General features: G+C 50.4%; 17 protein-coding genes. 8 read left to right on the top strand and 9 right to left on the bottom strand.

Features of this window, described 5'->3' with window-relative positions:
- The first annotated feature begins 395 nt into the window (after positions 1-395).
- Positions 396-764 (top strand): T9SS type A sorting domain-containing protein, encoded by a 369-nt coding sequence (locus HWI92_RS13245; RefSeq protein ID WP_204655828.1) that lies wholly within the window; start codon positions 396-398, stop codon positions 762-764.
- A gap of 78 nt (positions 765-842) precedes the next feature.
- Here HWI92_RS13245 and HWI92_RS13240 read toward each other — a convergent pair whose 3' ends face one another.
- Positions 843-1,883, bottom strand: coding sequence for a Gfo/Idh/MocA family oxidoreductase (locus HWI92_RS13240; RefSeq protein WP_204655826.1), 1,041 nt, complete (start codon positions 1,881-1,883; stop codon positions 843-845).
- Between the two features lie 332 nt (positions 1,884-2,215).
- Here HWI92_RS13240 and HWI92_RS13235 point away from each other — a divergent pair, with 332 nt between their 5' ends.
- Positions 2,216-2,905, top strand: coding sequence for a hypothetical protein (locus HWI92_RS13235; protein WP_204655825.1), 690 nt, complete (start codon positions 2,216-2,218; stop codon positions 2,903-2,905).
- Positions 2,906-2,912: 7 nt separating this feature from the next.
- Here the strand turns inward: HWI92_RS13235 and HWI92_RS13230 are convergent, their stop codons facing one another.
- The 6 genes from HWI92_RS13230 to HWI92_RS13205 form a co-directional block, all read right to left on the bottom strand.
- Positions 2,913-3,857: a TIM barrel protein gene (locus HWI92_RS13230; RefSeq protein WP_204655823.1), complete on the bottom strand. Its 945-nt coding sequence runs from the start codon at positions 3,855-3,857 to the stop codon at positions 2,913-2,915.
- Between the two features lie 29 nt (positions 3,858-3,886).
- The gene (locus tag HWI92_RS13225) at positions 3,887-5,830 is read right to left on the bottom strand and encodes a heparinase II/III domain-containing protein (protein WP_204655821.1); all 1,944 of its coding nucleotides are present in this window, start codon (positions 5,828-5,830) and stop codon (positions 3,887-3,889) included.
- 1 nt (position 5,831) lies between these two features.
- Positions 5,832-7,445, bottom strand: coding sequence for a RagB/SusD family nutrient uptake outer membrane protein (locus HWI92_RS13220; protein WP_204655814.1), 1,614 nt, complete (start codon positions 7,443-7,445; stop codon positions 5,832-5,834).
- A gap of 42 nt (positions 7,446-7,487) precedes the next feature.
- On the bottom strand, positions 7,488-10,916 hold the full coding sequence (locus HWI92_RS13215; protein ID WP_229247916.1) for a TonB-dependent receptor: 3,429 nt from the start codon (positions 10,914-10,916) through the stop codon (positions 7,488-7,490).
- Between the two features lie 47 nt (positions 10,917-10,963).
- On the bottom strand, positions 10,964-12,034 hold the full coding sequence (locus HWI92_RS13210) for a FecR family protein (protein WP_204655812.1): 1,071 nt from the start codon (positions 12,032-12,034) through the stop codon (positions 10,964-10,966).
- A 76-nt stretch (positions 12,035-12,110) separates the two neighbouring features.
- The gene (locus HWI92_RS13205; protein WP_310589470.1) at positions 12,111-12,701 is read right to left on the bottom strand and encodes an RNA polymerase sigma factor; all 591 of its coding nucleotides are present in this window, start codon (positions 12,699-12,701) and stop codon (positions 12,111-12,113) included.
- A gap of 217 nt (positions 12,702-12,918) precedes the next feature.
- Between HWI92_RS13205 and tsaE the strand changes: the two genes are divergently transcribed.
- From tsaE to HWI92_RS13175, 6 genes are all read left to right on the top strand, one after another.
- Positions 12,919-13,356 carry a tRNA (adenosine(37)-N6)-threonylcarbamoyltransferase complex ATPase subunit type 1 TsaE gene (gene tsaE, locus HWI92_RS13200; RefSeq protein WP_204655810.1) on the top strand — a complete coding sequence of 146 codons (438 nt, stop codon included), beginning with the start codon at positions 12,919-12,921 and terminating at the stop codon, positions 13,354-13,356.
- 51 nt (positions 13,357-13,407) lie between these two features.
- Positions 13,408-14,634 (top strand): alanine dehydrogenase, encoded by a 1,227-nt coding sequence (locus HWI92_RS13195; protein ID WP_204655801.1) that lies wholly within the window; start codon positions 13,408-13,410, stop codon positions 14,632-14,634.
- Between the two features lie 98 nt (positions 14,635-14,732).
- Positions 14,733-15,137, top strand: coding sequence for a hypothetical protein (locus HWI92_RS13190; protein ID WP_204655799.1), 405 nt, complete (start codon positions 14,733-14,735; stop codon positions 15,135-15,137).
- A gap of 195 nt (positions 15,138-15,332) precedes the next feature.
- Entirely contained in the window at positions 15,333-16,247 is a 915-nt protein-coding gene (locus HWI92_RS13185) for an ABC transporter ATP-binding protein (RefSeq protein WP_204655797.1), read from the top strand.
- A 23-nt stretch (positions 16,248-16,270) separates the two neighbouring features.
- Positions 16,271-17,596 carry an ABC transporter permease gene (locus HWI92_RS13180; RefSeq protein WP_204655788.1) on the top strand — a complete coding sequence of 442 codons (1,326 nt, stop codon included), beginning with the start codon at positions 16,271-16,273 and terminating at the stop codon, positions 17,594-17,596.
- Between the two features lie 189 nt (positions 17,597-17,785).
- Positions 17,786-20,758, top strand: a complete 2,973-nt coding sequence (locus HWI92_RS13175; RefSeq protein ID WP_204655786.1) for a glycosyltransferase family 117 protein — start codon at positions 17,786-17,788, stop codon at positions 20,756-20,758.
- A gap of 220 nt (positions 20,759-20,978) precedes the next feature.
- Here HWI92_RS13175 and HWI92_RS13170 read toward each other — a convergent pair whose 3' ends face one another.
- The gene (locus HWI92_RS13170; RefSeq protein ID WP_204655783.1) at positions 20,979-22,181 is read right to left on the bottom strand and encodes an endonuclease/exonuclease/phosphatase family protein; all 1,203 of its coding nucleotides are present in this window, start codon (positions 22,179-22,181) and stop codon (positions 20,979-20,981) included.
- A gap of 90 nt (positions 22,182-22,271) precedes the next feature.
- Positions 22,272-23,435: a molecular chaperone DnaJ gene (gene dnaJ / locus HWI92_RS13165; RefSeq protein ID WP_204655775.1), complete on the bottom strand. Its 1,164-nt coding sequence runs from the start codon at positions 23,433-23,435 to the stop codon at positions 22,272-22,274.
- Positions 23,436-23,440 lie beyond the last annotated feature (5 nt).

Genomic DNA, 23,440 nt, shown 5'->3' with positions numbered 1-23,440 from the left:
ACCCGCATCTGATTGCCTGTGTGCATATCCTGCCTGATCCCGGTTTTGTCATTTTGCATTCAGGCTCCTAAAAGTCTCATTATTATGGGTAAAGTACAATGAAGTACTAATTGTACTTTTCTAATCCAAGTGGCAAATTTCAAACGACTTGTTGTACTTTGTTGATAAACATATAACTATTTCAATATAGTTACATCACATCCAAAAGAACTTTACATCGCTGATTTCGTGCGTATTGACACGTATCTGCTTTTAGATGTACTTTTGATATGTAAAACGATGGCAGAAAGACTTAGCCGAGCAGTTTTACAGCGTATGATGAGAAAAACAGATGTATATCTGAAAAGTACAATAAAGAAATTTTTTTCGAGCACATTTAAAACACTCTTAGTACTATGAAAAAGGCAATTTTGACAATCGCAGTTCTGGTAGGTGTATCTGTTGCAAACCTGACAATCGCCGCCGACAAGAACAAGGAAAATACAGCTTCACTCGAACTTGTTTCATCAAGCGAGCTGAAATTCAAGCTTACGCTTGACAACGTAAAGGAAAAATCTTCACTGACTATCAAGGATTTCAATGGTGAAATCGTGTACATCACCAGCCTACCGAAATCAGAAAATTATTCCAAAGTTTTCGACCTGTCGAACCTGGCAGACGGTAACTACAGCTTTATCATCAATAACGGTAGTGAAGTTTCTACCAAGCCTTTCTCGATCTCTACCGAGACAAAGCGCCAGGTAACTGCCGTAGTGAACAAATAACTCAGCGTTAAGGAAAAAGAAAAAGAAAATGTCAGCTCCACCAGGAGCTGACATTTTCTTTTTTGGGTACTGCAGGGATTAGTAATTCAGCACCTTCCGCTCCGAGCTGCTCTGAAATGCCAGATCAATCACGCGGGTGGTACGGATAATTTCAGCAGGCTTTACAGCCAGCGCTGCTCCGTTTACAATGGCGTCGTACACATTCTGGTAGAAGGGTGCATAATCACCGGCTTCGCTCTTGACAATGCCTGTATATTCATCACTAAAAATCCTTCCCCAGCGGTTTTCAGGCTCTTCACCCCACGGCTTTTGTGTAGGGAGGATATCTTTTCTGAGGTTTTCTTCCTGTGGATCGAGGCCGCCTTTTACAAACGATCCCTTGGTACCATGCAGCATGTACCGCTGGAAATTCTCGTAGGCCATCAGGCTCGATTTCAGGTTTACCACCTTGTCTGCATATGCCAGGTGCACATCAAAATAATCGTCTATTTCACTGTTCGGTCTGATGGTGCGGATATCTGCGGTCACAGTGAGCGGGTCCCCAAAAAGCGTCAGCGCCTGGTCGAGCAGGTGCGGGCCTAGGTTGTAAAAATTACCATATCCGCTGCCAGCCTGTTCTTTCCAGGAATTAGCGGCCACCGCTACCGGTCTGAAACGGTCGTACCTGCATTCATACTCCACAACGTCGCCCAGCTTTCCATCCTCAATCAGCTTTTTGATCGTCAGGTAATCCGAGTCCCAGCGACGGTTCTGGTAGGCAGTCAGGATCAGCCCCTTTTCTGCAGCCAGGTCAAACAGCTGGCGGGCCTCGTCCTCGGTATTGGCAAACGGTTTTTCAATAACTACATGTTTGCCGTTTTCGAGCGCATCGAGTGCATACCCGAAGTGCGTATCATTGGGTGTACAAATGAAGACCAGATCAATGGAAGCATCGCTCAGCAGTTCGTCGACGGAACGCGCATTACCGATTTCGGGATCAAATTCCTGGGCCTCGTTCTTAGTACGTTCCACCACCGTTTTGATCTTAAAACCCGGGTTGGTACTCAGGAAAGGGGAGTGGAAATACCGTCCCGACAGGCCGAAGCCAATCAGTCCGACATTCAGAATTCTTGAAGACATGATATTAGGTTTAAGCGTTTTTTGCGCCGGTAACTTAGTCAATTATCGCGGGAAAAGGGATTTTAAGGAGGTATTTTGCTTTAAGCAGGGAGCAATGTATGGTTCACTATCATATATTTGATCCGAAACAATGGAAAGTGTCATGACATTCGAAGATAAAAAGTGCAGTTAGTATAAAGCTCCTTCATTGCCAGTGATTGACTTGTCCGCCGGGATTGAAAAATTTTTAAATGGAAGCCTGACTAATTGTATGCATATTAATTTCAGGTAGAACACAAAATTAATTACTCACGTTTCCGATGATTTTGATTTTAAGTCATAATGGAAAGCGAATGAAATCTGTAAAGGTTTTTAATGAAAAGAATGCTGCTGTCATTGTTACCTCTGAGGAGTTAACGATAGCAGCAGGCAAAGCAAATATTCTTCCTACTCACATAGCAAATGCTGCTGCGGCAACTTGCTGCTATGAACTTCTGCCTAATATCAGAGCCACTTTGCTTGGTAAATCTAGGAGACAGCGTATAGCTGCTGCACGAGCAATCTTAGCAATGAAAGATTTAGAAAGTATTTCTTCAATTCAGCTGGCCCTGGATCAGGAGTCTGACCAAATAGTTAAGAATGTATTTACTGCCACAATACTGAGGCTACACGGTGTTCAAAGTGCTCAATGGTACTTTAATTCCGAAGAAGGCGATCCAAATGTAAAAAGCATGTTAATAGCAATTTATGATGGGTATATGCAGCCGGAAATTGATGATATACATTTTCTAGTTGATGCGCTTTTTATTTATGTAAAAAAAAGCCAACTCTGGATTATGTTGCTAGAAAAGTCAATATGGGCCATGAGAATTGACAATATAATAACGTTTTTAGTTTCTCCGGAGAGTGTAAGAATATTACGTGAAGAATCAACAACGCAAGTACGAATCCGATTACACGAGGGCTTAGAAAGTTTGCAAAAATTTAAATTGGAAAAAGAAACTCTGAAAGGAGTTACGGAGCTTAAAAACTTATTAAGTTAATTTTTGACTAAGCTTGCGTCCAGAGTTCCTTTACCTTCGCCAGGTCACGTCTCATGGCGTCGAACACTACTTTTTCATCCACCGTGATCTGAAATGCACCCTGGTCAGCGCCGCCTAGCGGATATTCAAGATGCAGGCAAACAGGCACATTCAACCCGCTTTCCTTTATAAGCTTGAAATAAGTTGCAAAATCAACCATTCCTTCACCCAGCGGAACGCTCTTCGGTGCCCACTTTCCATTGTTCTTCTCCCACATGAAATCTTTCAGCACAATGGTTTTAATGCGTGGACGGATGAGGTTAAAGCCCGTTTGCCACGACAGTCCGCCTTCCAGTGTTGCATGCCGGATGTCGTACTGGGCTCCCATGTTTTTTGGATCTGTTTTTTGCAAAATATCCCATATCTCGAACATAGACGCACCTACCATACGCCCCGCGTGATTCTGATAGCACCCATTCAAACCCAGCCTTGCATTGAGCTGGCTCAGTCCTGCCATTTTTGCCTGAAAACCTTCCAGCGCCTGGGGTATCCCGGATTGGTCGGGGTATTTGTACCAGTTCATCCGGTAATATTTAAAACCCAGCTTCGAGGCGGTTTCCAGTACTTTTCTGTCGATCGGACTGGACGCATCTTCTACTGCTGTACAGAAAAGTGAAGGCGTAAAGCCTACTTTTTTCATGGCGTCCACCGCCTTGGGTAAGTCGCTTTCCACATTTTCCGGCAGCACGTGCCCTTTGGGTCTTACGGTCAGGTCGATGCCGTCGAAGCCAAGTTCTTTGGCAATTTCTGCCATATCCTGGTAGTTCAGGAACTGTAAATGTTTTGAAAATATACTGATCGGCGGCATATCACCTGCCTTTTCAGGCCAGGTGATAGGAGGTAAAAAAGGAAGTGCGCCACCGGCAGCAGCTGTTTTGATCAGAAAATCCCTTCTTGATATTTGTTCAGACATCTTTTTCGTGTTTTACCGGCCAGCAGCTTTTATAGTTTTGATATTACAAAACGGTGCTTGCCTTTTGCCGGACGTGTTTTGCTTCGCAGTATGATCCGCTGTACCGGCCGGCCGTCCCATTTGGTTTTGAAGCTGCTGTACTCCATGCCTTCGGTAGAGGGAAAGTCCGTGGCCGCTGACCAGCGTTTGGCGTCATAAGTGACCTGAACCCGCTTTTTACCGGAAGTTGTCAGTACGATTTTTCCCGGCTCCCGGATGTCCGCCTCGCATACCGTCATAAAAACCTGCTGCAAAGAATCTGGTTGCTGCTTCAATGCATAATCCTCGTCTACCTCCACGTGGCCCTTCGCCCGGTCCAGCGTGACTTGCCGTTTCCAGGAAACAACGCCCGCCTCAGGTACGAATGCAGGCGTGAGGTCCATGGCCAGCGTCGATCTGTTACCGGAAAGATTATATTTCACATCTTTTGCTCTGGCGTTTTTCCCGGCAGGCTGTCCGTTACCATTCACGATGGGCAGGTTATGGTATTGCGATTGCGTAAACCACAGGTTATAGCGCTGGGAGGAGAAAGTTCGTGCCGTGTAGTTGCCGCGGCCCGCATCAATGATCACCGGCTCGCCGTCGGCATATACAATGAAGTCGCCTACATCATTATGGTTGTGACTTTCGGCATTGTGCCCGGCGTGCGAAGCCAGGTACAATCCATTCCCGGCACGCGCAGTCATCACTTCTATATCGGGTAACCAGGCATCCCGGACCGGAGTGAAATCCGGCAAATTTGCTGTTTGCAGCGTTTTTACACTCAGCAAATTATTTATTCTTCTGGGACGGTGAAATCCGGTTCCTCCCACCATGGCACCAAATTGCCGGTAAGCCCAGCCCCCGAAGCGCTGCAACGCAGGATCGTCCACAGCCTTTCCGAAACGGTACAGCATCAGTCCGTCGGGTTTGAGCTTGGGATCCGCATCGGCAAAGTTGACGAAGTAATCGCCCGCAATATGAACCTTGTATACGTAGGCAGCCATGTTCCGGATCAATGCATGATCGTACACGTTCACTTTACCGCTCGTGGCGCTTTCGAGCAATTCGAGTACGTCATAGGCACTTGCGCCGGCCGCAAACCAGTAGCTCGGGCCTTCATCGCAGCCGCCGTCTTCTCCCAGGCTGTTCAGATATAGATCCAGGAATCCCATGTACTGGTATACATATCCGGCCCGCTTTTTTGCATCTTTTTCCAGTAGCAGGGCTGTAGTAACCAGGTTGGAGACGATCCACGGGTTCCAGTTGTTCACCTGGTTTTTCTTGCTCAGCCAGCTGTATCTGTCGGGCTTTTCCAGTGCATTGAATATCTTATTATTGGTTTCAACATACATCCTCCTGCGCAATAGTGGAGAAACCTGATCCAGCTTTTCGCCCAGGAAATAGTCGGTGAGCGCAAGTACTGCGGCAGTCTCCGCCCCGAAAAGATCAACCGTGGGATCTTCCGTATCGGGTAATCCGTTTTTCGCTTTTTGTACGCTAAGGTGTGCCGGTACGCCCCAGTAGGTTTCTTCGCATATTGCCCACACATAGTCCACGATCGCGTCCATAAAACGACCTTTTCCCTCTACCGACTCTGCCAGCACCAGGTTCATCAGGTTATTTCTCCTGCCAAACGAAGCACCGGCATGCCGGGTACGGTCGCCTGAGCGCACAAAGTCGAGCAGCAATGCCGCTGAAACCGCAGGTACCGGCTGCTGCATTGCAGCCTCGCCTGCGGCTACAATGCTGTCCAGGCTTGCCGGGTCGCCCTGTTTTTCCCATTCCTGCCGGGTTTGCGGGTAGGGGTGCCACTCGCCGGGGCCTTTCAGCGATGCTTCTACCGCTTCCAGGTCATACTTGCTGAGCAGTATGTTCCTGGGAGTAAGTTGCGCCAATGCGGGCAGATACCCGGCAGTAAGCAGCAGGACAAGTCGGAGCAGTCGGATCTTCATGTTACCAGCCTGTGTTTTGCTGCAGATTCGGGTTCAATGCAATTTCATTGATCGGGATCGGCCAGAGGTAATCCTTGGCCGGATTAAACTTCCGGAAGCTGGCGTCCTGCACGAGGATGATGTTGTCGGGAGTAAGATTGACCGTCGCTGCCGCAAATTCCGTTTTAAAGTAAAAATTACCCAATACCGGCTTCACGAGTTCCGTTTCGGCAATTTTCCAGCGGATCAGGTCCCAGTACCGGAAACCTTCCTGGGCAAGTTCCACCCGGCGTTCGCGGCGGATTTCTTCCCGCATGTCGAGCGCGTTTGCTTTTACAAATGCATTGCTCAGCCTGGCCACCTGCCCTCTGTCGCGCAGCAGGTTTACCGACATATCCAGCTCTGCATCCGTGATGGCATTGTTGAGCTCATAGGTAGCTTCTGCAAAAATCAGCAATACTTCCGCATAGCGCAGCAAAGGCCGGTCGATCACCGAAGCCTGCGTATTCCAGTCTTCGATGTTGGCAAATTTCCGGAACATGTAGCCCGTTTTATTAAACACCAGGTTGGCAATGTCAAAAATCGGTTTGGTCGTCATCATAGGGTCTCCACGTTTCATGAAAGTCGCGCTCATCCTCGCATCACGATTTTTAAATACCTTTTGCGAAGAGTCCGGTTTCATCCATAAAGGCGATTTGGTAATGGGCAGCCCGTCTTTCATCAGGTAGGAATCGGCCAGGCTTTTGGTAGGGTTCACATTGCCGGTTTCCAGCGAGCTGCGATAGTAGGAGTGGGTAAGTACACGCTCGGTACTGGATACGCCGTATTGTTTGACAATAATATTCTCCTTGTTCTGCCGGCCCTCGCCCGCCATCTGGAAAAGGTCAAAGTAGCTGCCGAACAATGCATGCTCTTTACTGTCGATCACTGCCTTGGCTGCATCCCGCGCCAGGGTAAGGTGCGCGGCTGCATTACCCTGATTGTGAAATTTGGAAAAAGTACCCTCAAACAATGCGACCCGCGCCTTGAATGCCTGTGCTGCGGTTTTCGAGATCCTGCCGTAATCGATGTTGCCCAATGCAGTAATCGTCGGCAGGTTTACGATGGCGAAGTCGAGATCCGAGTATATCTGGTCCAAAAGCGTTTCACGGCTCGCCGGTGCTTCGGTCAGCTCGGGACTGTTTTCGTCCAGTGTTTTCAGGATCAGGGGTACACTGCCATATTTTTGAACCAGTGAAAAATACGCCCAGCCCCTGAAAAAACGGGCTTCGGCCAGGTACCGGTCGAGTACCGCCGGGCTTACTGTTGCCCGGGGTGCCTTTTCAAGAATGTTGTTGGCTGCCCTGATCAGGTTGTATGGCGCATTATAGTCGTTGCCCGCAGTAGCCGGCGCCAGGCGCGAACCATCGCTGATCGTATTGGATGCCAGCCCGAATGCATCATCTGACCAAACATCGTCATTGTTGAAGCCCGGCAAAAATGTATACAGGTAATTATTGGCTGCCTTGATGTCCGACTCTGACGTCCAGAAACTCAGATCGCTGATATTGGTTTCGGGCAGGCGGTTCACGTCACAGGCTGCCACTCCGGCCAGCAGGCCCATGCTAATCAGGATATTTTTAAATGCTTTTTTCATTGGTAAAATCTTTATTTTCTTGTAAAAAGAAGGCTGGATCGCTTAAAATGACACATTAATGCCCACAGATGCAGTCGCAAAGAAGGGGTAGTCGTTTTCCACGCCGTCCCGTGTTTCAGGATCAAAGTAGCCCTGGAACTTGCCCAAGCCCGAAATGGTCAGCATATCCTGCCCGGAAAAGAAAACCCTTGCCCGCGAGACCTTGATGCGTTCGGTAATGCGCGACGGGACCGTATAGCCCACCTGTATGTTTTTCAGGCGGACGTAGGAAGCATTGAGCGTCCATTTATCCGAAGCAATATAGTTGTGGGTAGCGCCGGTGTAAGGTCTTGGAAAAAGTGCATCCGTATTTTCAGGGGTCCAGTAGTCACTATGGATCGCCATAGCCTGCTTCCAGGTAACCAGCAGCGGTGCCACCGACTCCGGATTGGCCCGGTAGCGGCGTTTTCCTACACCCTGAAAAAAGGCCGAAAAATCGAACCCGTGCCAGCTTGCGCCGAGCGTCACCCCGAACAGGTACCGGGGAGCCGTTGTGCCGAGCAGTACCAGGTCGCCATGGTTGGCCACGGTACCTTTTCCGATCGAAAGCCGGTTATCGCCGTCTTTGTCTACATACTTCACGTCTCCCGGACCTGTACGGTTATCCTGGAATGCCCATTGCTTTACCTGGTCGGGCGCAGTGAAGTAACCCGCTGTCTGGTAGCCCCAGATGGTGTTCAATGCATAGCCTTCAATGAGTCCGTTGGTTCCGGAGCCTACGATGTTACGGCCCGAGAAGCTGATCAGCCGGTTGTTGTTGTCAGAAAAATTGACTGCGAAGGAATAATTAAAGTCTTTGCCCAGCTTGTCGCGGAACCGCAGCTCGGTTTCCCAGCCCCATGATTTCAGCTCCCCATTATTTTTCCTGGGTGTACCTACCCCGATCGTTGCGGGGAGCTGCTGCGTAGTAAGCATGTTACGGTTGTACTTGACGTAGTAGTCGCCGCTGATCTGCAGTTTGTTCTGGAAAAGTCCGATGTCCACCCCTCCGTTTGTAGTTTCAATGGTTTCCCATGATAAGTTAGCCGAAGGAATGGAGCCCTGGTAAATGTAGGACGTACGTGAGTCGCCAAGCACGAGCGCATTGCCCCTCGTCAGCTGGCTCAGGTAATCGTAGTACCCGATATTGCTGCCGAGTGCACCCCCGAGCCGGCCCCACGAACCACGCAGCTTGAACTCGGAAAAGAAAGGCAGGCCACCGCTGAACCAGTCTTCCTGGTGCATGTTCCAGCCGACAGAAGCAGCCGGGAAAACCTTCTTACGCAGTCCCGGTGCCAGCTTGGAGCTTTCGTCCAGGCGGATCGTAGCCTCAAAGAGGTATTTGTTTTTAAAACTGTAATTGAACCGCCCGAATACCGACTGAAATGCATAGGTAGCGATGATCTGCTGGCTGCTCTTGGTTTTGTCGTCACCAAGGTTGAGCGTAGGCAGGTCATTGCTTACAAGGTTTGTAGCACCTGTCCTGAGCGTGTCAGCCCGGAAGTCTTCCCATTGATAACCCGCAAACAAGCCAAATTGATGCTTTTCCGCAATTTTGAAGTCATAGTTGACGAGCAACTGAAGGTTCGTGTTTTTGGTAAGCTCGTCTCCGACAGTATAGGAGTTGACCTGGTTGATATAGCTGGCCACTTTTGACTTGCTCCAGAGCGGTACTGTGCGGTTAAACTGTTCCCGGTCGCCGCGGCGGTATTGGGTACCTGCCACTGCCCTGATCTGCAAGCCTTTGACAAAGTTGGCGGCCGTAAGCGTGAACACGCCATCGAAAAAGTTGCGGCGATAGTTGTTGTACCCTCCCTCTTCAAGGGCTGCATAGGTTGCATTGGAAGTATTGTACCTTCCTTCGGGCGTGAAAAACGGGTTACGCGTCCTGAAACGATAAATTTGGTAAATCAGCCCGCTGCCATTTGACTCGGTGGAGGCGCTGCGCGTGCGGTCGTTGGTGTACGAAAGCCGGCTGTCCAGCGACAAGTGCCGCGTAAGCTGCGCGCCCAGGTTGATACGGACATTGTACCGGCTGTAATTATCCGGACCTACCTTAAAAACACCCTGTTTGTTATAGTATCCTCCGGAAATCAGGAAATTGAGCTTGTCTGTACCTCCGCGAGCAGTAATGTTGTGGGTGCGCATGTGCGAGTATTTGCGCAGGATGTCATTCGCAATGGGCGTCTGGTTATAATACAGGTACGAAGATGTATCAGCCGGATTAACCACATACGGTACATTGTCGCGGATACGCTGAATTTCTTCGTCCGTGTACTCAGGGCTGCTGCCGGAGTTGATGCGTGCCTGGTTTGAAAACAATGCTTCATCGAGCAGCGACATCCGGCCCGGTACGTTGATCGACCAGTCTACTCCTTCCTGGCCCAGGTAATCGAAGGTTACTTTTCCTGATTTTCCCTTTTTCGTCGTGATCAGGATTACACCTCCCGCAGCCTGAGCGCCGTAAATGGCCGCGGCTGCCGCATCTTTAAGTACGCTGATGCTTTCCACATCATTGGGGTTCATGGTTTGCATGGTACTGATAGGGACACTCACACCGTCCAGGAGCACAAGCGGGTTTACGTTTCCATTGGCGGAAGTAGCTCCCCGGATCTGGATACCGATGTTTTCCCGGCCCGGCTGGCCTGTTTGCCTGGTAATGATCAGCCCGGGTGTGACGCCCTGCAAGCCTGTGGAAAGGTTACTGGAAGGCCGGTTTTCAATGGCCTTGGAGTCGATGGTCGATACTGCGCCAGTGAGGTTGGCTTTTTTCTGAGTGCCGTACCCCACGACCACTACTTCTTCCAATGCTTTATCGTCGGTCGACATCTGCACGTCGATCACCGTTTTGTTCCCTACCGGAAGCTCCTGCGTGACATACCCTACAAAGCTCAGTACAAGTATGGCGCTGTTGTCCGTCACACTGAGCTTGTATTTGCCGTCTGTGTCGGTGGTAGTTCCGGTTTGGGTACCTTTTACCAGAATGCTGACACCCGGCAACCCGGCTCCGCTGGCATCCGTAACGGTCCCGCTGATGCTGATGTCCAGGGCAGGAGAAGTTACCGGTTCAGGGAAAGTGACGCCGCCTGTCGGTTTGAAGTCGCGTTTCAGGATAATCTGGTCACCCGCTACTTCATATTTCAGTTTCAGGGGTGTAAGGATCCCGTCCAGAATGCGGGAGAGCTGTTCATTTTGAGCTGTGTAGGTAACCTTGCGCTTAGACTGGATAATCTCCCGGCTATACAGGAACCTCACCTTTGCCGACTTTTCAAGTCTGGCTACCACCTGCTCGATCTCTTCATTTTCAACTGCAATGCTCAGGCGCTGGTCGAGCATTTCCTGGCCCTGCGTGCCGGCAGCCCAGCTCAGGTTCATGGTCATAAGGGAGAGCAGTGCATGCAGCATGGCGCTTTTCCCCCAGGTTCTTGTCAGAACATAATGGTAGAATTTCATTTGCAAAAAGGTTCTGGTTAAAGGTTTAATTAAAGTAAAATCTGTCGTCAGGGGCATCCCGGCCCATCTATGTACACATGCCCGCCATCCATCCTGAAGGTCGTTTCGGTAGCCAGGCATATCAGGCGAATTTTTTCAAGAAAAGGCTCGTCTTTGAGCGAAGCAGTGAGGGTGCAATGCCGCATTTTCTGCCGGTCATAATGCACGGTAACGCCATAGCTGTCTTCGAGCACGCCAAATGCCTCGGAGATGGGCGTGAAATGAAAATCAAAAAGCGCACGCTGGATCGGCAGGGCAGCGGTAACAGGTACCGGAGCGGGCAGCGTGGTAAGCGGCTCATTTTCGTCAAGACTGAGGCGGATCTGCTGATCGGGCAGGAGGGTAAGCGCTAATTTGTTGTTGTCACCTCCGCCGGCAGCGGTTGTTACCGAAACTTTCCCGGTCTTTACCGCCACTTCTGCGTACCGCTGGCCTGCAAAGGAGCGTACCCGGAAGCTCGTGCCCAGCACCCGGGTGACTACGGTCCCTGCGTATACCACGAAAGGTTGTTCCGGATTTTTAACCACCTCAAAAAAGCCCTCTCCATTGAGGCGTACTTCCCGCTTGGCACCCGTCATCCTGACCGGGTAACGCAGGCTGCTGCCTTTGGAAAGCAGTACCGAGGAGCCGTCGGGCAGGTTGATGAGCTGCGGGGCATTTTTTATGTTTTTTACAAAATGCCACGCTGCCTCCTGCGCCTGACCAGGTTTAGCATGGGTTTGCGGGACAGCCGCTTTTTCATTTTTTGGTAAAAACCAGAAACTTACGGCGAGCAAAAGCACGGCTGCCATAGCCCAGCGTGTCCAGGTCCAAAAGGAGGAAGCAGTGTGCCGGGACATTATGAATGATCCTTCCGTCCCAGGCTCTTCGTTAGTAGCAGCGGATTCTTCGCTGCCGCCGATTACCAGCAAGGTGGCCACGGCCTGCTGGTACAACCCCGCCTTGTCCGGGTGATCGTCCAGCCACTGTTGCCAGCGAGCTGCATCTTCGGGTGCTTCGCCCCTTGCCCAGCGGCGAAAGCGGGCATCGTTCAGGAAGTCTTCGGCAGAATGATAATCGGATGGTCGAGGTATATCCATTCTTTGACTATTTGAATGTATTCTATGATATTATGAATAGCATAGCCGGATATACCCCAGGAGCAACAAAAAAATTTTAAAGAAAGAATAAATATAGTACCATTGAGACCAGCCACTTGGAGCGGATCTTATGTAAAGCTTTCTGCAGAAAGTTGGAAACCGACTGCCGGTTGACGCCCATCAGCTCGGCAATCTCGTGTACGCTCAGGTCTTCGTAGTAGCGGAGGTACAATGCTTCGCGCTCTCTTTTCGGCAGCCTGGAAAGTTGCCTGTGGAGCTCACCGGTAAGATCCGACAGTGTTTCCTGCTCAATCAGGAGCGATTCCGCATTGAAGTTTTCGGGCATGGAAGTATCCCAGTCCAGGGCCGACTCGCCGGTAAATTTCTGGTGGTACCTCAGGTAGGCGATAATATGGTGCCGTAATGCTTTGAGCAGGTAAAACTTTACCGATTCGGTATGATTAATGCGGTGCCGCCGCTGCCACAGATCCAGAAAAATATCCTGAACAGCATCGTCCACCACTGCGGGCCCTACCATGAACTTCATGCCGTAACGCCGCAAGGTGCGGTAGTAACGTTCTGCAAGCAAGCCTAGGGCCTGGTTGTCGCCCTCGCGGAAGGCAAGCCACAAGGCGGCATCGTCCATCATCTGATCAGTACGGAGCAAGATTCTTTGGGGTTAAAGAGGTAATTTCAGGGTTAAAGCTTTAAAATGATGGGGTATTCATTTGATTATAACTTCAAAGGCAATACTACGCTGCTCTCTACCGGAAGGCGTGCATAGAAGTAAAGATCTGACGGGTGAATGGAAGCCTTACCCTGAGCCCGGAAGCGGGCCGACATATTCATGCTTCGTAATTTTTCAAATTGTGTATTTTTGTAGCATGACAAACCACCCCGATATCCTGCAATTCTCCGGTCTTGAGGAGCTACCTGCCATCTCATCCCAACTCCTGCAAATCGGAAAAGACATACCGGTGTGGATGTTCAGGGGCCAGATGGGCGCCGGAAAGACCACCCTGATCAAGGATCTTTGCCGTCATCTGGGCGTCACTGTGCCGGTGCAAAGTCCTACTTTTTCTATTGTCAATGAGTACGAGCACGAGGACGGGCTTGTATACCACTTTGATTTCTACCGTATTAAAGAGGAAAGCGAGGCTCTCGACCTGGGTGTGGAAGAGTACTTCGACTCCGGTGACTTCTGCTTCGTGGAGTGGCCTGACCGCATTGCGTCCCTCTGGCCGGAGGAGTACCTGCTGCTTGAACTGATGGTTGAAGAAAGCGGGGCGCGGGTTATGAGGATCAGCAGACAGGTCCGGTAAGCGGCAAATCATTGACAGATCTAGTTTTTACATCATTCTGAAGTTTTTTTCATGGCGCAGTCTCAGATTACCGGTTTTGAAGAATTAGCGAAGCAGTCAGCATTGTATCCTCAGGAAGCGCTGCTATCGGTCCGGAAGGACAAAAATTCTTTACACATCGGTCTGCCCCGCGAAGTGTCCCTGCAAGAAAACCGGATTGCGCTCACACCCGATGCCGTGAGCATACTTGTGCGGAACGGTCATGAGGTATGGGTGGAAAAGGATGCGGGCAAAGGTGCCAACTTATCAGACCACGAGTACAGTGAGGCCGGTGCACACATTGTGCAAAGCCCCGAGGAAGTGTACCAGGCCAACATTATCCTGAAAATAGAGCCGCTGGTAGCGGACGAGTTCCGGTATGTAAAGCAGGGTACCACGCTCATCTCGGCCCTTAATCTGCCTGCATTGGAAAGAAGCTATTTCGAAAAGCTGAATGAACTCAAGATGACCGGGATCGGCTATGAGCTGATTGAAGATAAAGTGGGCGGCAAGCCGATTATCCGGGCCATGGGTGAGATTGCAGGTAGTACCGTACTGCTTATTGCGGCCGAGTACCTGTCTACCCCCAATGGCGGGCGGGGAATTATCCTCGGCGGGATTACCGGCGTGCCCCCCACCAAGATCGTGATCCTGGGTGCAGGTACGGTGTCGGAGTATGCGACCCGGGCTGCCATCAGTGTGGGGGCGGATATCAAGGTTTTTGATAAACACATTTATCGCCTGCAAAGGCTCAAATACGCAATAGGGCAAAATCTTTACACTTCCATCATCGATACCGATACCCTGGCGGAAGCGATTGCAAGAGCCGACGTGGTGATCGGTACAATGCGGGCTGAAAACGGGATCAGTCCGCTGATCGTCACCAAGGAAATGGTCGCCAAGATGAAGCCGGGCTCGGTGATCATCGACGTCAGCATCGACCAGGGTGGTTCTTTTGAAACTTCCCGCATGACCACCCATAAAAACCCGACATTCCGGTACAATGATGTGATCCATTATTGTGTGCCCAACATACCATCCCGGGTGGCGCACACGGCCAGTACGGCCTTGAGCAACGTTTTTCTGCCGTTTTTACTGCAGACGGGTACCATCGGCGGCATTGAAGAGATGATTTATGCGAACCGCTGGTTTATGAAAGGCGTTTATGGTCACAAAGGAACGCTCACCAACTCCCACATTGCCCGGAGCTTCAATATGAGGTATAAGGACCTAACGCTGCTGCTCGCAGCAAGGATGTAGCGGGGCAACCGGCCGTCGGTTTTGGCGTAATGCATTCCTTGTTTTTAATTATTTAGAAAATTAAAGCGACGGCCGAGCGCCGGTTGCCAATAACAAAAATGATCAACAACAGCAACGAAAATGCCCTGATGGACGATGCCAACTCTCCCGAGTTGAACAGGAAACTGATGGGCTATATATCTGAGGATTTCATTAAGGTAGCAGACCAGCTCAAAGAAGCTTCCTACCAGATCCGCAAACGCGGGTTTTCAGAAAATCCTGTTTTTATTATCACCAATAATGAGCTTGAACTAGGCCTGCTCCTGATTGATGCCAATGAAATGAACAACCGCTTTCAGTACAGGGCTTCTTTCATGCAGGAGTTTATCGAACGCAAGCTGATCGGGGAGGAATCCGTTTTGCTTTTTAAAGAAAATTACAAGAATCCCGACGAATTCTGCTGCCTGTTTGCGCTGGTAGGAGAGTTTTCAGGGTTTGTTTTTGTGCCTTATCCCGAGGACTGAAGCCCGGGTTCCGCAATTTCATTTCAGAAATGGCGATCTATACGTTTAACATAGTATTCAAAGAAAAGCAGGCTGCGAGGGCTGCTTTTTTTGTTTATACCTGCACAATCCGAAAAGAATTCGCATACTTGTACCCCGAAGAACACGGCCTGCATGCAGCCTGCCGGAGTCGTTGAACAACCCTTTGCAAATCCTATGAATATTGTTGAAGTCCGGAATGTTACCAAGGAGTACGCCAATCACGTTGCGCTCGACAATGTGAGCATGGACATCCCAAAAGGCTGCATCTTCGGGCTGCTCGGGCCTAACGGTGCGGGTAAAACTTCCCTCATCCGTATCATCAACCAGATTACCGGCCCTGACCGGGGCGAGATCCTGTTTGATGGCCGTCACCTGCATTCCGACCATATCAGCCGCATCGGTTACCTGCCGGAGGAGCGGGGATTGTACAAGAAAATGAAGGTAGGCGAGCAGCTGCTTTATCTGGCACAGCTCAAAGGTTTAACCCAGAAACAGGCACTGGAAAAGCTGAAAGCCTGGTTTATCAAGTTTGATATTAAAACCTGGTGGGACAAGAGCGTGTCGGACCTTTCCAAAGGAATGCAGCAGAAGGTGCAGTTTGTATCCACCGTGCTGCATGAGCCCGACCTGGTGATCCTGGATGAACCGTTTTCGGGCTTTGATCCCATTAATGCCAATCTCATCCGCGACGAAATCCTCGAATTAAAACAAAAAGGCTGCACGATCATCTTTTCGACCCACCGCATGGAAACGGTGGAGGAGCTTTGCGACCATATCGCGCTGATCCACAAGGCCCACAAGGTACTCGACGGACCCAAAAAGCTGATCAAGGAGCAGTTTAAAACCCATACTTTTTACGTGGAATACAAAGGCAGTACGGAAGGTCTTACCAGCCGCTTTCCCGTACTGGCAGAGAAAAGCCTTGAAAACGGGTACAAGCGGGCCGACATTCAGCTGCAACCCGGTGAAAGTCCGAATGACCTGCTGACCAGCCTGCTTCCTTTTGCAGAAATCAGGGCCTTTGGCGAGAACATACCTACCATGAGCGACATTTTTATGAGGGCAGTCAACGAAGTGCCCGAGGCCTGACCGCCTGTTTATCCATTCATCCTATGCGAAATATTTTACTGGTTATCAGAAGGGAATACCTGGTGAGGGTCAAAAAAAGGTCATTCCTGATCATGACACTGCTTGCACCGTTGCTTTTTGTCGGATTCTACGCGTCGGTAATTTGGGTAGCCATCGGCTCGGTGGATACCAAGACGGTGCAGGTACTGGACGAGAGCGGGCTTTTCAACCAGAAGTTCAGGGATACCGAGGCCATGCGCTTCACTTACCTGCATTCCAGCATTGACTCCGCCAAGTCGGATTTCAAATCGGGCGGCGCGAATGCACTCGTTTACATACCGAAAAACATTATTGACAGCCCGAAAAGCGTCCGGATATATGCTGCCAAAAACGTGAGCATGGACCTGAAATCGGAGATCGAAAAGGTGATTGAAAAGCAGATCGAGGACGTGAAGCTGCGCGAGGCAGGTATTACTGTGAAGGTACTGGAAGACGCGCGCGTAAATGTGGATTCAAGTACGATCAGCCTGAGCGACGAAGGCGAGAAAACAAGCAGCTCAGGTGCTGCCACGGTGATCGGCGGTATTTGCGCATTCCTGATCTATATGTCGGTTTTCATCTATGGTACCCAGGTCATGCGCGGGATTACGGAGGAAAAGACGAGCCGCGTGGTGGAAGTGATTATTTCGTCGGTTAAACCATTTCAGCTGATGATGGGCAAGATCATCGGCGTGGCACTGGTAGGACTCACCCAATTCCTGCTGTGGATCACGCTGACGACAGCGCTGTCCAGCGCAACTTCGGCCATCGTGAGTCAGCAAATGGCTAAAGAATCGCCAGAGCTGGCGCAGGAAATGAAGAAAATGCAAAAGGGAATGCCAGGACAAGGCATGCCCGGCGGGGAAGTAGACAACCCGATCGGTGAAGTGATGGGAGCGATTGAAAGCCTGAATATTCCACTTATCCTGGGCTGTTTCCTGTTTTACTACCTCGGCGGATACCTGCTGTACAGCGCACTTTTCGGGGCCATCGGGGCTGCGGTGGACAGTGACTCGGACACGCAGCAGTTTATGCTGCCGATTACCCTCCCTATTATCTTTTCGTTCGTGTTTGCGCAGTTTGTCCTTCGTGATCCGGACGGTACCCTGGCATTCTGGACTTCCATCATTCCTTTTACTTCGCCGATCATCATGATGGTGCGTATTCCATTCGGTGTGCCGGCCTGGGAGATCGTGCTTTCGATGACCCTGCTGATCCTAGGATTTATGGGTACTACCTGGCTTGCAGCCCGCATTTACCGCGTCGGGATATTGATGTACGGCAAAAAAGTAACCTACCGGGAGTTGATCAAATGGGTTTTTTACAAGTGATTCCGGGCAATGCACAGGCAGCTTTCGGGCTGCTTTGAAGCGTCCCTGAATTAACACTTTTTAAGATAGTCAAGCCCTTGCCGTTGAGGTAATTTTGCTATTTTTGGCGTTCTGTTGACAAAAACTGCCCAATAAGCTACCGGTTTTGCTCTTTGTGCCTGACATTTTTCTAATCTTACTTTCTTTCAAATGACCCGTTTCAATCGTTCAAACAACCTTACGGGTTGGATTGTTTTCGCCATTGCACTAGTCACATACGCACTTACAGTTGAACGGACTGCCAGCTTTTGGGATTGCGGTGAATTCATTGCCTGCGCCTTCAAGTTACAGGTTCCACACCCTCCCGGCGCCCCCTTCTTTCTTCTGATCGGCCGCCTTTTTTCATTTCTTGCGCTTGGTGATCTTGCCTCGGTGGCTTACTGGGTCAACATGGTGTCTGTACTCAGCAGTGCATTTACCATCCTTTTCCTTTTCTGGACTATCACCCTGCTTGCGCGGAAATTTATTTCCAAAACAGACGATGAGCTTACCCAGGGCGATATCGCCCTGCTGATGGGTGCGGGCGTAGTGGGTGCGCTGGCCTATACCTGGTCCGATTCCTTCTGGTTTTCGGCCGTGGAAGCGGAGGTATATGGTATGTCGTCGTTCTTTACGGCAATCGTGATCTGGGCAGTATTTAAATGGGAGCGCGTGCAGGATCCTGCTACCGAAAACCGCTGGCTGATCCTGATCGCCTACCTGGTGGGCCTTTCCATTGGAGTCCACTTGCTCAACCTGGTGACCATTCCGGCACTTGCCCTGGTTTATTATTTCAAGAAATACAATCACGTATCTGTATTTGGCGGTATTCTGGCTTTTATAGGAGGTCTTGCTGTACTGGCTATTATTAACTCCGGGATCATTCCGGGGCTGCCGAGCATTGCGGGCAAGTTTGAGATTTTCTTTGTCAACAGTCTGGGAATGCCTTATAAGTCGGGTGTGATTTTCTTTATCATCCTCTTCATCGGTGCATTGATCTGGGGTATTTTTTATTCACAGAGAAAAGAAAAAGTGCTGCTGAACACCGGCTTGCTGTCGCTGGCATTTGTACTGATCGGCTACGCGAGCTACCTCATGGTACTGGTACGCGCCGAGTACAATCCACCGATTAACGAAAACAATCCCAATGATGTACTGAGCTTTGTTTCGTACCTGAAACGTGAGCAATATGGAAGCCGGCCGCTGCTTTACGGGCCATCTTTTGTGTCCAGCCCGATCAGTCAGAAACGCGGTGCGCCTATGTACCGGAAGCAGGACGGCAAGTATGTGATCTACGACTATCGTCCGGAGTACGAGTATGAGCCGGGTACCAGCATGCTCCTGCCACGGATGTACAGCACCCAGCCGGGGCACCCGCAGCTGTATCAGCAAATGACCGGCCTGGCCGAGGGGCAAAAGCCGAATATGTCGCATAATCTGTCATTCATGTTCTCCTACCAGATCGGACATATGTACTGGCGGTACTTTCTATGGAACTTCGTGGGACGCGAAAGTGATGAAGAAGGTGCCGGAAACATGCTTCCATGGGATGCTTTCAAAAAATATCCTGAGCCTATTTCCCGCAACAAAGCGCACGACAACTACTTTATGCTGCCGTTCTTGCTGGGTTTATTTGGCCTGGTAGTAATGTACTTCCGCCAGAAACGCGACCTGCTGGTACTGGGGCTGCTCTTTATACTGACAGGTGTAGCGCTTGTGGTATACCTGAATTCGCCGCCTACCGAGCCGCGCGAACGGGACTATATTTATGTAGGGTCATTTTACATTTTCTGTATCTGGATCGGTTTCGGCGTGCTTGCCATTGCGGATGCATTGGGCAGGTTTGTACAAAATGGTACGACACGCGCCGGAGTAGCTACGGCTTTCGGATTGGTTGTACCGGTGATTATGGGTGCCAAAGGCTGGGATAACCACGACCGCGACAACCGCTTTCATTCTGTTGATTTTGCCAAAAACCTGCTGAACTCCTGTGCACCGAATGCAATTCTGTTTACAGGTGGCGATAACGATACTTTCCCCCTTTGGTATGTACAGGAGGTGGAAGGTTTCCGCACCGATGTGCGGGTTTGTAACCTGAGTCTTCTTGGTACCGACTGGTACATTGACCAGATGCGCCGTAAGACCTACCAATCTGAGGCACTGCCGATTTCGCTTGATAAAAAGAATTATGCATTTGGTAAAAATGACATTGTACTGTTCTACGAGATACCGAGCGTAAAAGACGGTATCAACCTGAAAGAGTACATGGGTCTGCTGAAGCAGGAGAACAAGGCGATTCAGGCACCGCTAATGAGTGGCGAAATGACTTCCATATTGCCGTCTTCGGTGCTTTTTATGCCTGTAAATGCGGATGCTGTAAAGAAGCTGAACATCATCAAACCTGATCTCGTACCTTATCTGAGCGACTCGATCAGCTGGACGATCGGGAAAAGCAATCTGTACAAATCCGATCTGATCATGCTGGATATCATCGCGACCAACGACTGGAAGCGGCCGATCTACTTCTCATCTACCCTGGGAGGATCAAGCTACCTGAACCTGAAAGAGTACATGCAGCTGGAAGGCTATGCTTACCGCCTGCTGCCGGTGAAAGTGCCTGGTGCAACAGATGGTTATGTCAATACCGACGTGATGTACAACAACCTGATGAACAAGATGTTCTGGCGGGAACTTGACAATCCGAACACTTATTACGACAATACTTACCTAGGCTCCCCTGTGGCCACCGCGCGCATAGCATTCCTGCGCCTCGCCGGCCAGCTGATTGCCGACGGAAAGCGTGACGAGGCGAAAAAAGCCATTCAGAAATCACTCGCTACCATGCCGGATAAGAGTATCCCGTACGATCAGTTCTCGGCCAGCTTTATCGGTCTTCTTTTTGATCTGGGAGAAACAAAACAGGCTTTACAAATAGCCGAAACAATGGCAGTACGTGCTGATGAAGTGCTTACCTGGGCTCAGGATAATGGTACAACCCGCCGGCAGGACAGCCGCGTAAATCTCTATATCATGCAGGCTATCGTGCAGGAATGCCGGCAGGCCAAGCAGGAGGCTGTTGCCAAAAAGTACGAGGCCATGTTCCAGAAGCACATGATGGCTTTGAATATGTACGGAGGACAGTAACATCCAATACACCATTAAGCAGGAAAAGCCGCATTCGCGGCTTTTCCTGCTTAATGACCTCTGTCACCTTGAGCGGACCGGGCCGCCGGGCGGTCGAAGGGAATTACCAACCCTTGTCACCCTGAGCGCAGTCGAAGGGCTTTTTGGCGGCTGCATCTCCCTTCGACTGCGCCGGCAGCCCGGTCCGCTCAGGGTGACAAAGGAGGGTGCTCAGCGAAGGCTACTGCAGCTCCACTTTTACCCAAACCATCCGGTGGTCGGAGCTGGCTTCGCGCTTTTCTACAAGATCAGCCATATACTGACCTTTTTCCGGCCAGAACACGCCACTGTCAATTACTTTGAAGCCCAGGCGTGAGGGGAGTACATAATCTGCTCGCATGCGCCAGAATGCTGTGTGATTTTTTGCAAATGCATTGGCTGGCGTGTGTTCGGCGCCTCCTTTGCTTTCGGGTGTGAAGTCGCTGTTGACTTTGGGATGTGCCAGCAATGTTTTGATTCCTGCACTGATTGCATTACCCTCGTCCGGTGAGGCATTCTGATCACCCATGATCACAAAAGGTGCGTTGGCAGCCAGGCCTCCTGTTTTTCCTTCGTCATCATAAATGTAAGAGCTCAGGTGCTCACTGATGTAATCCCGCCAGAAGCGGATCTCGTCATGGTTTCGCTTTCCATTACGATCCTCCGGGCCGTCAAAAGAGGGCGGGGTAGGATGGCTGGCGAGTATGTGAATGGTTTTGCCATGGACGGTTACGGGTACGTCCCAGTGCGATTTCGACGAGAGCGGAAACGCTGCCCATGCCTCCGGTTCATACCAGTCGCTGCCATTTGCCTTGGTGGTTTTAAGTGCGCCGGGCATATCCTTCCATTTGAAATGCTGGAAAGTACGTACGTGGTTCAGGTCGATGGGGTACTTTGAAAGCAGCATCATCCCGTACTGGCCGGGGTACATCCCGAATCCCCAGGCATCGGCCCCGAACTGCTCGGCTTTTCCGTTATTATCAAGGTCATAGGGCGAAGGCTGGCCTGTATTGACGGTAGAATAAAAATAGTAAGGGTAATCAATGCCTTTCACACCATCACTGCTGTCTTTCAGGTAGGCGCTGATAAACCGCTTTACGCCAGCTTCCGGGTCTTTGATATAGTCGAACTCGTTGAGCAGGATCACATCCGGCTGTACGGTTTTGATGATGCGCGCGATATTTTTGATCTGCTGATTTTGCCCGCTGGCAAACTCCCGCACCAGTACCTGCTCCGAGTTGCCCTTTGTTCCGCGGGGTTGGTAATTCTCCGCTTCCATACTCACATTATAGGTGGCGAAGGTGAGCGTTGCAGGCTTTTGGCCAAAAGCCTGCAGCAGTGGGGTAAAGATCGACATGGCAACAATCAGCAGGCTTCCTGTAAGGTAATGGTTTTTGTAATGCATAAGATTTAAATCATTTGGGACGAATATCCATACAAAAGCCGCTCCCGATGGAAGCGGCCCTGTAATTATATTGTTAAATCAACGCTCAGCTCAATGGAAGAAGTCTTTCATCTTGTCAAAAAAGCCTTTTTCATTTTTTCCCGGCTTCGGCTGAAAATTGGGTGAGTGCCGTAAAGCTTCAAGAGTTTCGCGCTCATCGGAGGTAAGCTGCTGCGGTGTCCATACATTGATATGCACGAGCTGGTCGCCTTTACCATAACCATTGATGTCCTTCACACCCTTGCCTTTGAGGCGAAGTATTTTGCCGGCCTGCGTACCCGATTCCACGTTGATCCTTGCCTTACCGTCAATGGTAGGGATTTCCACAGAGGTACCCAGTGCGGCATCAATGAAGCTCAGGTGCATATCGTACACCACATTATTGCCATCACGTTTCAAATTTGCATCTTCTTCTTCCTCAATAACAATGAGCAGGTCGCCTGCCACTCCGCCGCGGGTTGGTACATTGCCCTTGCCCGACATGGAAAGCTGCATTCCCTCAGCCACACCACCCGGAATGTTGAGCGTGATCAGATCGTCCTGAAGCAGCCTGCCTTCGCCTGCACAAACGTCGCAGCGCTCGCTGATGATCTTGCCGTCGCCATTACAGGTCGGACAGGTGCTGGTCGAAACCATTTGTCCGAGCATGGTACTTACTACCTTTCTTACCTGACCGGTACCATTGCAGGAATTACAATTGGTGAGCGAAGTGCCGTTTTTGGCACCATTGCCGCCGCAGGTATTACAGGTAACATGCCTTTTGACCTTAATTTTTTTCTCAACACCATTGGCTACTTCTTCCAGGTTGAGTTTCAGCTTGATGCGCAGGTCGGAGCCGCGTTTCACACGTCTGCCGCCACCGCCGCCCTGCCTGCCAAAAATGTCGCCGAACGGACTGGACTCACCGAAAATGTCTCCGAACTGGGAGAAAATATCATCCATCGTGAAGTCGCCGCCAAACCCGCCTGCACCTGCACCGGCCGCACCGCCTACACCGGCATGTCCGTACTGGTTGTACCGCTGTCTTTTATTCTCGTCGCTCAGAATGCTGTACGCTTCCGCGGCTTCCTTAAACTTGTCTTCTGCGGTCGGGTCATCCGGATTTTTGTCCGGGTGAAACTTGATCGCCAGTTTACGGTACGCCTTTTTAATCTCGTCGGCAGAGGCATTGCGGTCTACACCCAGCACTTCGTAGTAATCTCTTTTCTTTGCCATTGGTT

It is taken from the genome of Dyadobacter sandarakinus, assembly GCF_016894445.1.
GTDB classification, from domain to species: Bacteria; Bacteroidota; Bacteroidia; order Cytophagales; family Spirosomataceae; genus Dyadobacter; species Dyadobacter sandarakinus.
This window is presented reverse-complemented; position numbering and strand designations above follow the sequence as displayed.

Coding starts and splice junctions, on each gene's coding strand:
- HWI92_RS13225 (WP_204655821.1), bottom strand. CDS start 5,830: ATGAAGATCCGACTGCTCCGACTTGTCCTGCTGCTTACTGCCGGGTAT.
- tsaE (WP_204655810.1), top strand. CDS start 12,919: ATGACAAACCACCCCGATATCCTGCAATTCTCCGGTCTTGAGGAGCTA.
- HWI92_RS13190 (WP_204655799.1), top strand. CDS start 14,733: ATGATCAACAACAGCAACGAAAATGCCCTGATGGACGATGCCAACTCT.
- HWI92_RS13240 (WP_204655826.1), bottom strand. CDS start 1,883: ATGTCTTCAAGAATTCTGAATGTCGGACTGATTGGCTTCGGCCTGTCG.
- HWI92_RS13215 (WP_229247916.1), bottom strand. CDS start 10,916: ATGAAATTCTACCATTATGTTCTGACAAGAACCTGGGGGAAAAGCGCC.
- HWI92_RS13170 (WP_204655783.1), bottom strand. CDS start 22,181: ATGCATTACAAAAACCATTACCTTACAGGAAGCCTGCTGATTGTTGCC.
- dnaJ (WP_204655775.1), bottom strand. CDS start 23,435: ATGGCAAAGAAAAGAGATTACTACGAAGTGCTGGGTGTAGACCGCAAT.
- HWI92_RS13185 (WP_204655797.1), top strand. CDS start 15,333: ATGAATATTGTTGAAGTCCGGAATGTTACCAAGGAGTACGCCAATCAC.
- HWI92_RS13235 (WP_204655825.1), top strand. CDS start 2,216: ATGAAATCTGTAAAGGTTTTTAATGAAAAGAATGCTGCTGTCATTGTT.
- HWI92_RS13195 (WP_204655801.1), top strand. CDS start 13,408: ATGGCGCAGTCTCAGATTACCGGTTTTGAAGAATTAGCGAAGCAGTCA.
- HWI92_RS13175 (WP_204655786.1), top strand. CDS start 17,786: ATGACCCGTTTCAATCGTTCAAACAACCTTACGGGTTGGATTGTTTTC.
- HWI92_RS13180 (WP_204655788.1), top strand. CDS start 16,271: ATGCGAAATATTTTACTGGTTATCAGAAGGGAATACCTGGTGAGGGTC.
- HWI92_RS13245 (WP_204655828.1), top strand. CDS start 396: ATGAAAAAGGCAATTTTGACAATCGCAGTTCTGGTAGGTGTATCTGTT.
- HWI92_RS13210 (WP_204655812.1), bottom strand. CDS start 12,034: ATGGATATACCTCGACCATCCGATTATCATTCTGCCGAAGACTTCCTG.
- HWI92_RS13220 (WP_204655814.1), bottom strand. CDS start 7,445: ATGAAAAAAGCATTTAAAAATATCCTGATTAGCATGGGCCTGCTGGCC.
- HWI92_RS13230 (WP_204655823.1), bottom strand. CDS start 3,857: ATGTCTGAACAAATATCAAGAAGGGATTTTCTGATCAAAACAGCTGCT.